The 14169-nt window shown below is 42.0% G+C and carries 8 protein-coding genes; 4 read left to right on the top strand and 4 right to left on the bottom strand.

What is annotated here, in order from left to right; genetic code table 11:
• Positions 1-98 precede the first annotated feature (98 nt).
• Complete coding sequence (locus DEV76_RS11720) at positions 99-890, bottom strand: hypothetical protein (protein ID WP_109698087.1); 792 nt, start codon at positions 888-890, stop codon at positions 99-101.
• A gap of 561 nt (positions 891-1451) precedes the next feature.
• Between DEV76_RS11720 and DEV76_RS11715 the strand changes: the two genes are divergently transcribed.
• Positions 1452-2189, top strand: a complete 738-nt coding sequence (locus DEV76_RS11715; RefSeq protein ID WP_109698086.1) for a hypothetical protein — start codon at positions 1452-1454, stop codon at positions 2187-2189.
• Positions 2190-2279: 90 nt separating this feature from the next.
• Here DEV76_RS11715 and DEV76_RS11710 read toward each other — a convergent pair whose 3' ends face one another.
• Positions 2280-2618 (bottom strand): helix-turn-helix domain-containing protein, encoded by a 339-nt coding sequence (locus DEV76_RS11710; RefSeq protein ID WP_109698085.1) that lies wholly within the window; start codon positions 2616-2618, stop codon positions 2280-2282.
• Positions 2619-2809: 191 nt separating this feature from the next.
• Here DEV76_RS11710 and DEV76_RS11705 point away from each other — a divergent pair, with 191 nt between their 5' ends.
• On the top strand, positions 2810-3049 hold the full coding sequence (locus DEV76_RS11705; protein WP_109698084.1) for a SymE family type I addiction module toxin: 240 nt from the start codon (positions 2810-2812) through the stop codon (positions 3047-3049).
• Positions 3050-3189: 140 nt separating this feature from the next.
• Positions 3190-8256 (top strand): nSTAND3 domain-containing NTPase, encoded by a 5067-nt coding sequence (locus DEV76_RS11700; RefSeq protein ID WP_109698083.1) that lies wholly within the window; start codon positions 3190-3192, stop codon positions 8254-8256.
• A 357-nt stretch (positions 8257-8613) separates the two neighbouring features.
• Here DEV76_RS11700 and DEV76_RS11690 read toward each other — a convergent pair whose 3' ends face one another.
• Together DEV76_RS11690 and DEV76_RS11685 are read right to left on the bottom strand one after the other, a co-directional pair.
• On the bottom strand, positions 8614-9000 hold the full coding sequence (locus DEV76_RS11690; protein ID WP_109698081.1) for a VOC family protein: 387 nt from the start codon (positions 8998-9000) through the stop codon (positions 8614-8616).
• A gap of 99 nt (positions 9001-9099) precedes the next feature.
• Positions 9100-11589 (bottom strand): hypothetical protein, encoded by a 2490-nt coding sequence (locus DEV76_RS11685; protein ID WP_157962839.1) that lies wholly within the window; start codon positions 11587-11589, stop codon positions 9100-9102.
• A 325-nt stretch (positions 11590-11914) separates the two neighbouring features.
• On the opposite strand from DEV76_RS11685, the gene DEV76_RS11680 reads away from it, so the two are divergent.
• Positions 11915-14101, top strand: a complete 2187-nt coding sequence (locus DEV76_RS11680) for a GH92 family glycosyl hydrolase (protein ID WP_109698079.1) — start codon at positions 11915-11917, stop codon at positions 14099-14101.
• Positions 14102-14169 lie beyond the last annotated feature (68 nt).

Here is a 14169-nt window from a genome sequence, read left to right as displayed (position 1 = left end):
ATCTCGTATTTCAAATCTGTATACGTCCCAAAATGAATTTCCACAAGGCTGCCGCGCCGTTTGCCATGCCACTTTCTGAATCCGATATGGCCGGGTGATCAAAACACCTCCAGCACCTTTGCGCTCCCTGCGTATTTCACGTGTACTATCTCACCGTATTTATCCGGCATGCCCATTTCTATGCCTATTCCCACGATTAATGAAGCGCTATCAGGTATTACCTGGCCAGTCAGTTGTACGCTGAGCTGGGTTGGCCCGGCATCCGCCTCCTGGTGGCACCATTCAGTTTGGGCTAAGCGCCCGTATCCGGGACCTGAGTATGTGCTTTCAAACCCCCTTTCACCATAAATGATATCACCAGCAATCCCCAGCGAGAGGATTATCCTGTAGTACGGTGCCTCCCATGGTATGCGCAGGTTGATGCCGGGACTAAGTGCCGGCAGGGCTATGGTGACGGTCAGCTGCTCCCTGTTTACCTCAACAGGGATATAGTCGCGGAGAATACCCTCAAACGGACGGTCCCTGTTCAATGTAAACCCGCTTACCATACCCCGGTTCTGCGACAGGAGGATGCTTTTTACGCCCCGTAATGTGCCGGAAGGCCTCCGCTGTATCATCCTGAACAACTGGTTTAACGCCCCCGTAAAGTTCGGATCTCCCAATCGAAGCAATGGACTGATAGCATGCCGGAAGGCATTCGTCATTTTATTGCACCCGCCGAAGTCGGAGATATTATTCCGCGTAGCCTCAAGCCCAGAGTCATTCTGGAACTGCTTCTTCGAAAAGCCGCCGGGCCGCCGGAGGATCAGCTTGTCTGAGCCCCTTCTGCGGTAGGCGCTCAGGTTACCCAGTATAGCAGGTAAATCAAGGTTTGATTGCGCTTTAGACATAGTGTAGATTACTTCTTGCCATAAAGATGCGCTAAGTACGTATAGGGGTTAAATAGCTTATATTATAAGTATGTATAGCCTATACTTAGCCTCTTATAGGGCTATATATAGGCTAAACATACCCTAAGTATAGGCTATATATAGGCTAAGTATATAGGTGTTTTCACTGGGATTACCGGCAGGTAACATGGGGACTAAAGAGGGTTAAGCAAGGGTTGCAGGCTCCCCGGAAGTTGGTTCAATAGTAATTAGACGAGGCGAGGGAGCAACTGAAGAGGGCTGGTATTTGTAACCAAGTTCGACTCATTTCTATTTGAATTAAGGTGTTGTTATTTCAGGGTTAAAGTTTAAAGATGTAATGAAAAAGAAAGTTTTCTACTCATAGAAGTAGGTTTTTATTGGGGCCCGGTTTCTACAGGGTTCATTATTAGACTTTAAGAAGGGTATAATGAAGTTGAGTTAAAGGATTTTACAAGCTGGAAGTACCCTGTGCGTCAAGGAAAACAAGTTTTTCTACCATTCAATTTTTTTATTAAATTGAAATGTGTAAAAAAGAAACTTATGAAAGTACCCCTATTTTTATTTATTACTTTACTTGTGATTGCCTGCAATAGTTCAAAAAAATATTATTACGTACAAGATTCAAAAGAGGAGAAAGTTTTCAATGCTATTAGTGACTCTGCTGCATACTTAAAAGCATACGAGTACTTCCAGATTTCTGAAAAAGTGTATAAAGATATGAAATCGAAATACGGAAGTGCATATTTGGATCAACCCATTAGCTATAAATTACTTAACAGTAAAAGAGAAGATATCACTTACAGAGTACATTTTCTGAAAAAGGATAGCCTATTAGAAGATGTTTCGAATAACATAAAGGAATTACCAAATGCCATTAGTAATGCAAGGAATGAAAGCATAGAAGAAAGAAATGGAGTTGGATCAAAGTATGACACTCTTGGCCTCTATAAAGCACCAGTAAAAGTAATAAATGCAAAGTTTGTTACACAAGAGTATTCAAACTACAAAGATGTATCTCTCAAATACAAAAATGTAAGTCAAAAGAAAATTTCAGCAATCAGATTTAAATGGTATGGTGAAAACGCGTTTAATGAACCAGCTGATATGGGATCATTAGATAATGGATGGGGTAACGGTTTTACGGATGATTTATTAAGGCCAGGAGTAACCGAGTCCGGAGTTTGGAGTGTGCTCAGCAAAGACGGCAAAAAGATTCTGATTGCATATCCTTATGAAGTCGCTTTTGAAGATGGTAGCATCTGGAAATTGGCATACTAGTTTTTGCTTTTCTTATTTGTAGAAAATGCTTCAATCGATATTACATTAGATGTTCCAATAGCTAAGGGCCTCAATTATTGAGGCCCTTAGCTATTGGAATAGTTCCTGTATTTTTTGTTTTGCACTGAATGCTTCTATTACTGCGATGATGTGTTCCCGGTTTTCTGGTGATAGTTTTTCCAGCCGGCGGGCAATCTGCAGGTACGCGTCTTCGCCATAAGCAGGAGGGAGGGCATCTCCCAGGATTAAGTAGTCGAGCGAAACGTTGAGGGCTTTGGCGAATTTGGCGGCAGTCTCAATAGAAGGAACCATTTGATCCCGTTCGTATTTACTAACAACATCCTGTACGATTCCTAGAGTTGCTCCGAAGTCTTTTTGGGTTAAGTTTCGTTGCTTACGTACTGCAGCAACGCGATGTCCGAAAGTCATATAAACAATGGTTTAAAGTAAAGTACTTATCTAAGGCAAAACTGAGAGATCAGCTGTATTATAAGATATATTAATATTAAATAGGTGTGATTGTTAGTAATTATCAGTAGTTATACACACTAAATAATGACGAACGATAATAGCTGTTTCATTACATTATGTAATTTTAAGTCATAATAATTGTTAACCTCATGAAGCAGTCTTCTTCTAAACGCAGGCTTACCATAACCCGTAAGCCCTCAGAGAAAGTAGTTCCCTTTATTAATGTTTCAGGCCAGTGGCTTGAGAAAGCAGGCTTCAATATCGGAGATATTGTGGAGTTCGAAGTGAGTGAGGGGCGTATTATTATTAGGAAAACACTTTACAAGTGGAAGGAAGAGGTGGTGACCAAGCGGTACATAGTGGATTTTAATGGGGATAGGGTAGCCTAAGGAAAAATGAATCTGAAGCAAATGAATACAAAATAATCAATTCATTCTCACGCAAATTCACCTTCATAAATTCATTAGAATTTCATTAATTGCTTAATACATATTGAATACTCTATTCGAATTTATATTATTTTAATATTATGAGCATAAATAGCAATGTATATTCTCAAGGAGGTGGCGGAACAAATTTTGAAATAGCCATCCAGACTGCATATTACATTTCATTTATTTTAGGGTCCCATATCCCAGGACTTGAAGGTGGACGAATAACAAGCTTCAAACAGCAAAGTGGATCTTTAGGTTATGAAACAGATGATCTTTTATTGAGCTGTGAGAATAATGCATATAGTTATAAAATACTAGTACAGATAAAGCATTTAATTACAATATCATCAAAAAACCCACTCTTTAAGAAAGTTCTTATTTCGGCATGGAAAGACTTTAAAAATTCAGATCTTTTTAATCCAATAGTAGACAAAATATTTATAGTTAGCAGTGCTTGGTCAATTGAGACTAAAACTCATTTATCACAGATATTAGATTGGGCAAAAAACAAAGACAGTTATATTGATTTTGAAAATGAGGTATTCCGTATCAGTGCCAAAAAAAAATACTATGACAATTTTCTAAATACCATAAGAGAATATGATCCCACAGTAAGTTCAGAAACATTACATAATTTCTTTCGCTGTTTTGAAATACTAGAATACGACTTAGATAAACAAACTTCTGTAACCAAGTCCAATATTCTGACGCTATTAGATTATTCCAGGTATTATGAATCTGAAACAGCTGAATGCATATGGAATGAAGTTTATCAAGAGATGGCCAATAAAAACGCTTCAGGAGGAATAAGTAAGGAAAATAGTCTTAAGAAGTATACGAATAAGTTAAATCCAGCCTCAACTAATAAGTTGCAAAATGAACTTTTGCGAATTAGTAGAGAATCTATGTCTGTCTTAGAAGTTGTTAAAAATAATATTGGGGGAAAGCATTTACCCCGAACAAGTATAATTGAGAAAGCAATAGAAATGTTCTGCAACGAGCAAATTTTAATAATAACAGGTGATCCTGGAGTTGGAAAAAGTTCAGTGGCCAAAAGTTTAATAGAGATTACAAATCTTAACCAGAAAGTCTTTACAATTGCTTTGCAAGCACAGGAATTGGGGAGTGGTCAATTACGAGATTGGTTTAGAAGCGCTGGAATTCAAAATACTGTTGCAGAAATTTTCTCCTTCTTTCCCTTACAAAATTCCTTTATAGTATATATTGATGCATTTGAAAAATTACTGGAGGGAGAAGATTTGGCATTTAAGCAACTATTAAATGTACTTAGTAAAAGTAAAAATGTTAAGTTAATAATAAGTTGTAGGAAGAGCCTAGTTAGTATTCTTCATTTACGATTCTTTAGTAACATACAATATGGGGAGTTACTCATACAAAATTTAACTGATTTAGATCTAAGCTTAATTACTGAATCATTGCCTCGACTTAAAAGTGCAATTGACAACATACAAATCAGAGAATTAGTTAGAATACCTAAATATCTGGATTTCATTAACACAGCTATGCTTTCAGGTCAGTCAGACTATAGTATAATTAATACGACAGACCTTCAGTCTTTACTTTGGGATGCAATAGTTGAAAACAAGTTTGAAGAATTTAAGAATGGCCTACCACAAAAACGAAGAGAAGCTTTTATTGAAATAGCTGTTAATCGTTCTCGTAAAATGGTATCTTATATTGACTCAGGTAAATCTGACCCGGAGGCGCTGGAAAAACTAGTAAAGGAGAATGTAATTATTAAAGATAAAAATCATCCTAAATATAGCTTAGCTCACGATGTATTAGAGGATTGGGCCTTAATTAGACATGTTGATAGAATATTTGATAATAAAACTGGAGATTCCATTTTTTTTGATTCCCTAGGAAATTCTCCAGCAATGAGAAGAGCTTATAGGCTATGGGTAGCCGACGCAATTGCACAACAATCCCCGGAAAAAATCGCTTATTTTACCCGTAGTATTGAAAGTGATAACAACAATAAACATTGGAGACAAGCTTCCTTGATAGCTGTATTAAACTCTCCACATTGTGAGAAATACTTTCATGACAATATTTCCCATTTAGCAAATAACGACTATCGCCTTCTTTTTGAAATCACACACGTGATGAGAACAGCTTGTAAGCAAAGAATCGAAAATGAAGGTGAGTATATTTTAGTTCCAACTGGATATGGGTGGTATTCTGTAATTCAATTCATGCATAAATATCTGCACACTATTTGTTTATCACACTATGAAAAAATGCAAGATGTTATTTCTGAATGGAGTACATTAATTGATGAGTCGGATACACTCCCTGAAGGACATATTGAGGCTGGGGAGATAATACTTTTTATATTTGAAAACTATACAACTAAATTAAACAATGGCAACTTTGGAAATGAACGAAATGTTAAAAGATCTATCGAATTAATATTTAAGCTCACAGGCGGTATTAAGGAACAAGTTATAACATGGTTAGAAACATTAACGAAGAGCAGTGACGAGATTAAGAAAAAGCAAGAATACCTGCAAGAATATCGCCATGTTTTCATTTCAACAGCACTTTCTGCTTTGACGAGCAGACAATTAGCTCGATTCTTACCTAATCAATTAATCAACTTAACGCGTAGCCGTTGGTACCGCAAACCTCAACCAACTGAATCAATTAAAAATACAGGTATAACTGCGCAACTCGCAAGATATTCAGATGAAAATACTTTGGAAATAGAACGGCTATTTGGACTAAGAAAAGATTATCAAAATAGTTGCAATCCAGTAAGCGCTTTACAAACTCCAATATACTGGCTATTACAATATCACCCTAATATAACATTAGACTTTATCATTGAATTATTGAATTATAGTACAGAACATTACATAAATAGCAGGTTCAAAAATCGAGACGAAATTACCAGCGTAACATTTAATTTGCCAGATAAAACCACTGTTACTCACATTGGAAGTTACGAATTGTGGCAAATGTATCGAGGATCAGCAACAGTTATGCCTTATGTTTTACAGTCTGTAACAATGGCTTTAGAGAAATATCTGTATGAATTAGCTGCATCTGGAAAAGATCAAGAATTACTATTATCAAGTATGTGGAAAATGTATACAAAAAGCAAATGCATTTCTACTGTTGGAATCATTTCAAGCATTGTTCAAGCGTTTCCAGCCCAAACTGAAAATCTCCTGTTGCCATTAATTGATCAACCTATTATATACAAATGGGAAAACCAAAGATATATAGATGATTATAGAAATCCTATTTTGATTATGGCAGATCAAATATTTATAGATGAACGGATGAAATCAAAAGAGCTTCCTCACCGTTTGAAGTATAAAGCAGGTCTAAGATCATTTATTGTTGATTACTGTATTAATAATGGGGCTTACAAAGAGCAAATCTATAATATTATAGATACAATGCTTAAAAATTCGAACCAAAATGATCTAAACTGGATACAGTTATTGTATGATATTGATCTTCGTTCATGGGAAATAAAAGAGAAGGGAGAAATAAATGGGAATACTTATAATACTATTGGCCCCGCATATCGTAATGACGTAAATGAAATGGTGAAAAGTAATGAAGAATTTTTATTCACGAGAAATCAAAAAGCATCTTTTATTAATGACCTAAGGAAGGCACGCGAGAACAAAACTAATATTACTGTAGCACAATGGAGAGATATCTACATATACTATCAATCAATTATTGACCAAGCTGTATTTTATGCTCCAGGTCTATTAGCCTATCATGGCGTTTATCATTGGCAAGCGTTGTCACAAATTGAACAAAAGTGGATATTAGGAATTTTGATCGAAATATCAAACAATCTTTCTAATACTTCCAATAGTAGCTTATTAGGAATAACCCAATATCACATTTATGATATTGACGCAACATTGGCAATTCTTCCCAAACTGCTAGAATTAGAAGAAATTGAAAGTAAAGTAAAACAAAGTATCATAAGGATTATTGCCCGAATTGCCTATAATAAAAAAGGTAATAACGACGTAATGTTTGAACACTTCTTAGAAGGTTATCATAAATATTTCTGGAAGATTGATCCTGAGAATGCATTACTTATTTGGAAAGGCGCTATCAATTTGGCACAATATGTCAAAGACCAGCCTCGATCATTAGATGTCTATGATGACTCATTTAATGAAGAAGAGCTTCAAATTGTAAATACTTACATAGAAATGGTATTATCAAATAAAGTAAGTATTGAAATGAATAAAATACAATTTGAACGATATCATAATTGGAGTAAACTAACAGCAATTGATCTTATTCCAGACGATGAACCAAACGAGCTAACACAACAATACTTATTAAAACTGCATGATTTATATTTTCAATTTGATAAAGCAAAGGATAAAAGTGAAAGTAGAAAATATGGAAGTGATAACTCAATATCAGATCTGAATTATAAGCTAAAGGAAAAATTTGCGGGTATTTTTTTGTTCAGTGCAGAAAGCTCAGGAATTCCTTTACTATTAACATGCTGTAAGAAAATTGAGAATTATGGGGTTAATCTTATCATTACTGATACTATTCCTGAGTACTATCAATTTTGGATGGATACATTTAAGAAAATAATTTTCAAATTGGATCAACTCACGTATAAGGATAATGATAATTTACACATACATATAAAGCGTTTCCAATTGTTATGGCAAAGTTTAGCAACAAATAATAAATTGTTACCGCATAAAATATTTATCTATAGCCTTTTCTTAGATATTGAATGGAAATCTGATGCCAGAGATTGGCCACCATTAAAAGGGATGGGGTCCTTTTTTAAAAAGCAAATTGAATTTTATGGGAAACCTCCTTATGTCCAAGTAATAAATTTACTAGCAACAATTGGTGACAAAGAGCTTCTGCCCAGTTGCTTCATCGAATTAGTTACCCACCTAAAAAATTGTGACAGTGATAAATTCACACTTTATAAACATACCCTAGCCGAGCAATTAGCATTGAGATTATATAATTACCATTTAAACGAGTTAAAACTAAATAGTACTGACTTTGAATCTTATATATGGTTCTTAGAAAAGCTTATAGAAGAAGGATCATCTCATGGTTATTGGATAATGGAATTTGTTATTAAATTTAAGGGGCTGGCCAATACTAATACTAAGAATTAGTTTATTACTACACATCAATTAATTAAGCTTATTGTCTAATCAGACTTCACATTATTAGCAGATACGTGATCTGACTTTTCAGCAGGGCATCTGCTCTGGGGAAGTCGGAGGAATCAATCTTAACGAGGTGCCGTAGATCAAGGTTATGATCAGAAGCATCTTATCCATCCGGATGATTTCTTCTTCATACTCCGTGGGTATCCGATGCTTCTCCAGTAAAGCTATTGTTTCCGCGGACTCCTTTGATGTATTGTACCTTTTAAAGATGAGGAATTGTGACATAGGTATTGGGATCAGGGATAGTAATAGAATCTTTGTATAGAGTAGGAGCCGAGGCCACTGTATTCGAATGCGTCCCTACATATAAAACACATTAAACCTATGCCCATCAGGGTCCGCAAACACAAAGCCGTAATACCCCTTCCCAAACTCCACGGGCGGAGATACCACCGTTCCCCCGGCAGCACGGACCGCTTTCTCCCATTCGTCCACTTCCTGCTTAGTGTCGGCGGAAAGGGTGAAGATGATTTCATTGCCTGACTGGGAATCTATGATGGGGCCAAACATGGCGGGCTCCAGCACGCTTTTGAGGAAGAAGTGAATAACGAACTTATCATCCCCGAAGAAGAAGCTGGTCAGCTGGTCGTTGGAGCCGTTGGAGGTGAATCCCAGCTGCGTATAAAATGCTGTTGTGCGTGCTAAATCCTGCACCCCGAAATTGGCCCATATTTTCCTGGTTTTCATACACGAATGTTTTTGTGGTTATTATCCTCAAAAGTAGCCCTATTGTTTAGCACGCAGGGTAGCAGTTTGTGTGATGTTATGGGGGTGTTTCTGCCATCCTTAATGCTGCAGTACCTCCACAAACGGTGTTCCATATTCCTGTCCATAGCTCTCGCGGTATTCTTTGGCGAACTTCTCATAGGCATCGCGGGCAAGACTATGCCTGCCAAGGTGGTTAAGACTACGGCATTTGAAGGCCAGGGCTTCTTCATTCAGGTTATCGAACAGGAATATAGCATTGGCACAGCGGAGTATAAAATCGGCCTCGGTATGCTTATCGGCCTGGGTCATGTATTTCAGCAGTATGTCCGTAACCGTTCCCGCTATGCCGAACTTCACATCATCGAGCCATTCATAATGGGCTGTACGCAGGAAGGCACCGCGCTGAACAATTGCCAATAAGGAGGATACCGTTGCTTTAACCGGCGCATGCTTCAGCTTCATGTAGGCTTCATAATCGATGTATACCGATTCTTCCAGCACCTCCAGCTTCCAGCGGCCTGATTCTTTGCCGATGTGGAAGCCGCCTATCTTTTCCAGCACACCCTTTAGCTTCACGAGGTTCACAGAAAAGTTGTTCTTGGCATCTTTGGGCGATTTATCACTCCACAGTCCCTCGTAAAGCGATTCTGAAGCAATACCTTTCCCGTCTTTCAGGGAATACACCACCAGCAGGAGCAACAGTTCCTTCAGCAGTGGTGTAAACTGCTTGGTGATATCATTCCCTTCCCGGTCAAAAGCTTCGAATTGCCCGAACAGGAATATGGCAGAACGCTCCGGTAACCTGGGCGCACTTTCCATGGGGATGTCTGCAGGAACATCGCGGTGTACCTCCACTGCCGGGAGCTTCTTCCGCTTCTTCAGGAACAACCCCAGCGCAAGCCCTACAGGAATCAGCAACAGCCAGTATTTCCAGTTGTAAGGCGCCACCGGTACCCCGGGCACCAGGGCATTGGGCGGAAAGTCCAGCGACCAGGCACGTACATTGGCCACACTGTCTTTCCCGTTGAAGATGGTAATGGCTATCAATTGCCTGCTAAGCGGACTGTAATACAGATCCGCAAAAGATCCCACATCATAAAACTGGTAAGGCAAGGAATCTCCCATCAACTGATACTCCGGCTTCGACAAAGAGCCACGCACCAGCTGGAGACTCGACTGAAAACGATCCGTAGGGTAAATCAGTCCGTAATATTCATGACTCGAAGAATCAATGATAAGACTGTTTGCAAAACAGAAATGATGCTCCGGCTGCGGAAGGGTATACAGGTGTTTAAACTGCCCGGTCCGTACACTATACGCCAGCATATCATAAGTAAATCGCGGGTTCACGGCCTGATCGCCTGTATTACTGCCATAGCCGCCAATGATGAAAGCCGTATCGCCGGCAGCATTAAGCCCCAGTCCGGCAAGGTAGCGCGGCGTAAAGGGATCACCGGAAACAGGCACCGAATCCCACTGTTGTTCACGCAACCGGTAGCGCTGTACATTATTCTTGTAATGCAGCTGGCCATAACCACCTATGACGTACAGACTACTATCCATTGGAGAGTAGAACTTATTCGCCTGCCACCACTCGGTCAACAGCGTAGCATGAAAGGTATTGGACCACCTGTCTGCCCCGGGCGTTAGCTCCGCTACCTTCTTTTCATCTATATAAAAGTTAAGCAGCCGGTTACGGTGATAGTCGTATACCGACTGGTTACCCGCCGGAAGAATTGTATTCCCCCGCACCGCCTGCTTCGCCTGAAGGGCGCCGTTGCGGAATGAGTAAGTGAACAGGGAATCGTCGGTCACAATATACAGGAGATCGTCCCGGTCATTGAACGCTACGCTGGGTGTACCGGAGGTGGAAAGGGTAAGGCGGTTCTCCCACTGCTGGTGCCTTGGCTTGATCCATACCGGGTTGGCCGCACGGGCAGGCACACCATTTTCCATATCACGGGCATCCTGACCGGATGATTCGGAGAGGGGATAGAAGCGGGCTGTATTACCGTTTTCAAGCAGCTTCACATCACGGAGCCGCATTGGAGGCACGTCCAGCGTCTGGAAGCCTTCGTGTTTGATAGCCCCGAAGAAGATGCGGCAGCAGGAACCTTTTACAAACGGCATCTTACCACTGCCTGCGGGCTTGCCATTGAAGAAGAACGATGCCGTGCCGGAGGCTTCATCCAGCACCACCCTTAACTGCAGCCACTCACCCGCAAGGAGGGAGCTGTCCAGCGGGGCGCTGCCTGTAATCTTTTCTCCGATCACGAAGTGGATGGTCATAGTACGCTGGTTATACACCAGATCTATGTTCTGCCGGTCTTCCGTCAGCATCCTTAATATATACCCGAAATAAGTCTCTAAATGAGGGCGGAACGCCAACTGAAACGCGATCTCCGTTTTACCGCCTTTCAGGCAGTAAGGGGTACCGGGTGTGAGGTCGAGCGCCGTCCGGTGCTCAGGCACCACTTCGTGGCTGGAAAACTCCAGTCCGTGCGACTGGCTCATCGCTACATACCCCTGGCACAAACAGGCAATAATACAATATATATACTTCCTCATGGGAGGCGGCAAATCTTGGTTGAGTGATTACGTGGATGTCTGTTTTACACTTCTACATGTTCTGTATCCGATCCGTCTTAAAGGAACAAAAAAATGAGGAATAAACGCATGGAAGTAGCAGGTTATTCCAGCTGAAGAGGGTATTAATTTCATTTTACAGGAAGAAAAGGGGATGGATTGATGAAATTAATATAATCGTTAATGCTATAAAACCAACAAGTTGTAAAGTATTTCAAAATTAATTTCCCTGTTAGTGGAATCGTTAATGGGTTTGTTAGTGGGTGCCGGGTTACTTGCATCATCATCAAACCATTCCACGACGTTCATGAAAAAAATGATGCAAATTCTGCTGGCGGGTGCCTGGGCATTGGCGGCATGCCATGCAAGGGAAGGTTCCGAACCTGAACACCTGAATAGCATAGATCCCACCATCGGGTCAGTAGGCACCCTGCTGGAACCAACCCGGCCCACCGTGCAGCTGCCTAATCAGATGATCAGGTTTACGCCGCAGCGGAAAGACTGGCTCGACGATCAGATTTCCAGCTTCCCCCTCAACATCGTATCTCACCGCCTCGGCCAGGTGTTTTCTATTAAACCTTCCGTAAAGCCTCCGGCTCCGGAACGATGGAACGAACGGCTTACCTGGGACCATGATTTGGAAATCAACCGTCCTTGGTATTACTCCACCTACCTGATCGATGAGGAAATCACGGTCGAGTTTACTGCCGGGAAGAAAACAGGCATCTTCCGAATTAAGTACCCGCAGGCCGGCAGCAAAACGCTTTTACTGGGCGTGTATAATCCCGGCCCGTCGCGCTGGGAGCTGCTGCCCGATAACCGGGTGAGCGGTATGGAAACCTGGCAGGGCGATGTGAAGGTGTACATGTACGGTGCCTTCAATGAACCCGTAACCCCGGTATTGCAGGAAACCTCCCGCGCAGCGGTTACCTTTCCCGCCACCGCACGCACCGTTGAGCTGCGTTATGCCATCAGCTATGTAAGTCCTGAACAGGCTAAAAAGAACTTTGAGCAGGAAGTGGCGGGCGTGGCTTTCAGCAGGTTTGTTGACGAAGGCCGTGATGTATGGGACCGTACCATCGGACAAATATCCGTGGAAGGCGGTACCCCTGCACAGCGCCGTTCATTTTACACCGCCCTGTACCGCTGCTATGAAAGGATGACCGATGTAACGGAAGATGGACAATATTACTCCGGTTACAGCAAGCGCGTGGAAAAAGCAGACAGGCCTTTTTATGTAGACGACTGGTCGTGGGACAGCTACCTGGCACATCACCCCCTCCGTATTATTCTCGATCCGAAAGGGGAGGAAGACATGCTGCAGTCTTACGTAAAAATGTACCATCAAAGCGGCTGGATGCCCACCTTCCCGGTACTCTTTGGAGACCATGCCTGCATGAACGGCTTCCATTCTTCCGTTGTGATCCTCGACGCATGGCGGAAAGGACTGCGCAATTTCGATATAAAGGAAGCGTATGCCGGTATGCGGAAAAACGCCGTAAGAGCCACCATGCTGCCCTGGCGAAATGGTGATAAAACCCCACTCGACGATTTCTATCATCAGAAAGGATACTTCCCCGCACTGGCTCCCGGTGCAAAGGAAACGGAAGAGAAAGTGCACGGCTTCGAGAAGCGGCAGGCCGTGGCGGTTACATTGGGTAACGCCTATGATGATTGGGCTTTAGCCCAGCTGGCCGGAGACCTGGGTAAGCATGCCGACACGGCTCTTTTCGCACCAAGGGGCTTCAACTACCGTAACCTCTGGCACCCGGAAAAGAAGATGTTCCTGCCGAAAGATGATGCCGGTAAATGGATACCCATCGATGCCAAGTTCGACGGTGGTATGGGCGGCCGGGAGTATTATGATGAGAACAACGGGTGGACCTACATGTGGCAGGTACAGCAAAACATCCCCGACCTCATTCTGCTAAACGGTGGTAAAGCAGCCTTTGAAGCACGCCTCGACGGTTTATTCCGCGAAGGCCTCGACCGTTCCAAGTACGAATTCTGGAGCAGGTTTCCTGATGCCACGGGCCTTGTGGGGCAATACTCCATGGGCAACGAGCCGAGTTTTCATATTCCATTCCTCTACAATTTCACGTCGAGCCCATGGAAAACGCAGAAGCATACCCGCTTCCTGCTGGACACATGGTTTAAAGACAACATCTTCGGTATCCCCGGCGATGAAGACGGCGGCGGCATGTCGGCCTTCGTTGTATTCGCCAGTATGGGTTTCTACCCGGTAACGCCGGGGATTCCGGAGTACACTATTTCCAGCCCGGTGTTCCGGAAAGTATCCATCCGTTTGCAGAACGGTAAAACCTTCCGGATTTCCGCACCCAAAAGTTCCACCGTCAACAAGTACATCCAAAGCGCCCGGTTCAACGGAGCACCACTTTCAAGGCCCTGGTTCACCCATGCCGAGCTTACCGCAGGCGGGCACCTTGAGCTGGAAATGGGACCGCTGCCCAACAAACAATGGGGCGCAGAGTAAACTGAACAGCCATTTTTTCACCAAGATCAACGAACCCTTATGCACTATGCAAACAAGTTTCCGCCGTA

The organism is Chitinophaga deserti (genome assembly GCF_003149455.1).
Taxonomy (GTDB): domain Bacteria; phylum Bacteroidota; class Bacteroidia; order Chitinophagales; family Chitinophagaceae; genus Chitinophaga; species Chitinophaga deserti.
This window is presented reverse-complemented; position numbering and strand designations above follow the sequence as displayed.

What these genes read in the sequence shown, in the direction of transcription:
- DEV76_RS11720 (WP_109698087.1), bottom strand. Translation starts at nt 890, where the DNA reads ATGTCTAAAGCGCAATCAAACCTTGATTTACCTGCTATACTGGGTAAC.
- DEV76_RS11715 (WP_109698086.1), top strand. Translation starts at nt 1,452, where the DNA reads ATGAAAGTACCCCTATTTTTATTTATTACTTTACTTGTGATTGCCTGC.
- DEV76_RS11710 (WP_109698085.1), bottom strand. Translation starts at nt 2,618, where the DNA reads ATGACTTTCGGACATCGCGTTGCTGCAGTACGTAAGCAACGAAACTTA.
- DEV76_RS11705 (WP_109698084.1), top strand. Translation starts at nt 2,810, where the DNA reads ATGAAGCAGTCTTCTTCTAAACGCAGGCTTACCATAACCCGTAAGCCC.
- DEV76_RS11700 (WP_109698083.1), top strand. Translation starts at nt 3,190, where the DNA reads ATGAGCATAAATAGCAATGTATATTCTCAAGGAGGTGGCGGAACAAAT.
- DEV76_RS11690 (WP_109698081.1), bottom strand. Translation starts at nt 9,000, where the DNA reads ATGAAAACCAGGAAAATATGGGCCAATTTCGGGGTGCAGGATTTAGCA.
- DEV76_RS11685 (WP_157962839.1), bottom strand. Translation starts at nt 11,589, where the DNA reads ATGAGGAAGTATATATATTGTATTATTGCCTGTTTGTGCCAGGGGTAT.
- DEV76_RS11680 (WP_109698079.1), top strand. Translation starts at nt 11,915, where the DNA reads ATGAAAAAAATGATGCAAATTCTGCTGGCGGGTGCCTGGGCATTGGCG.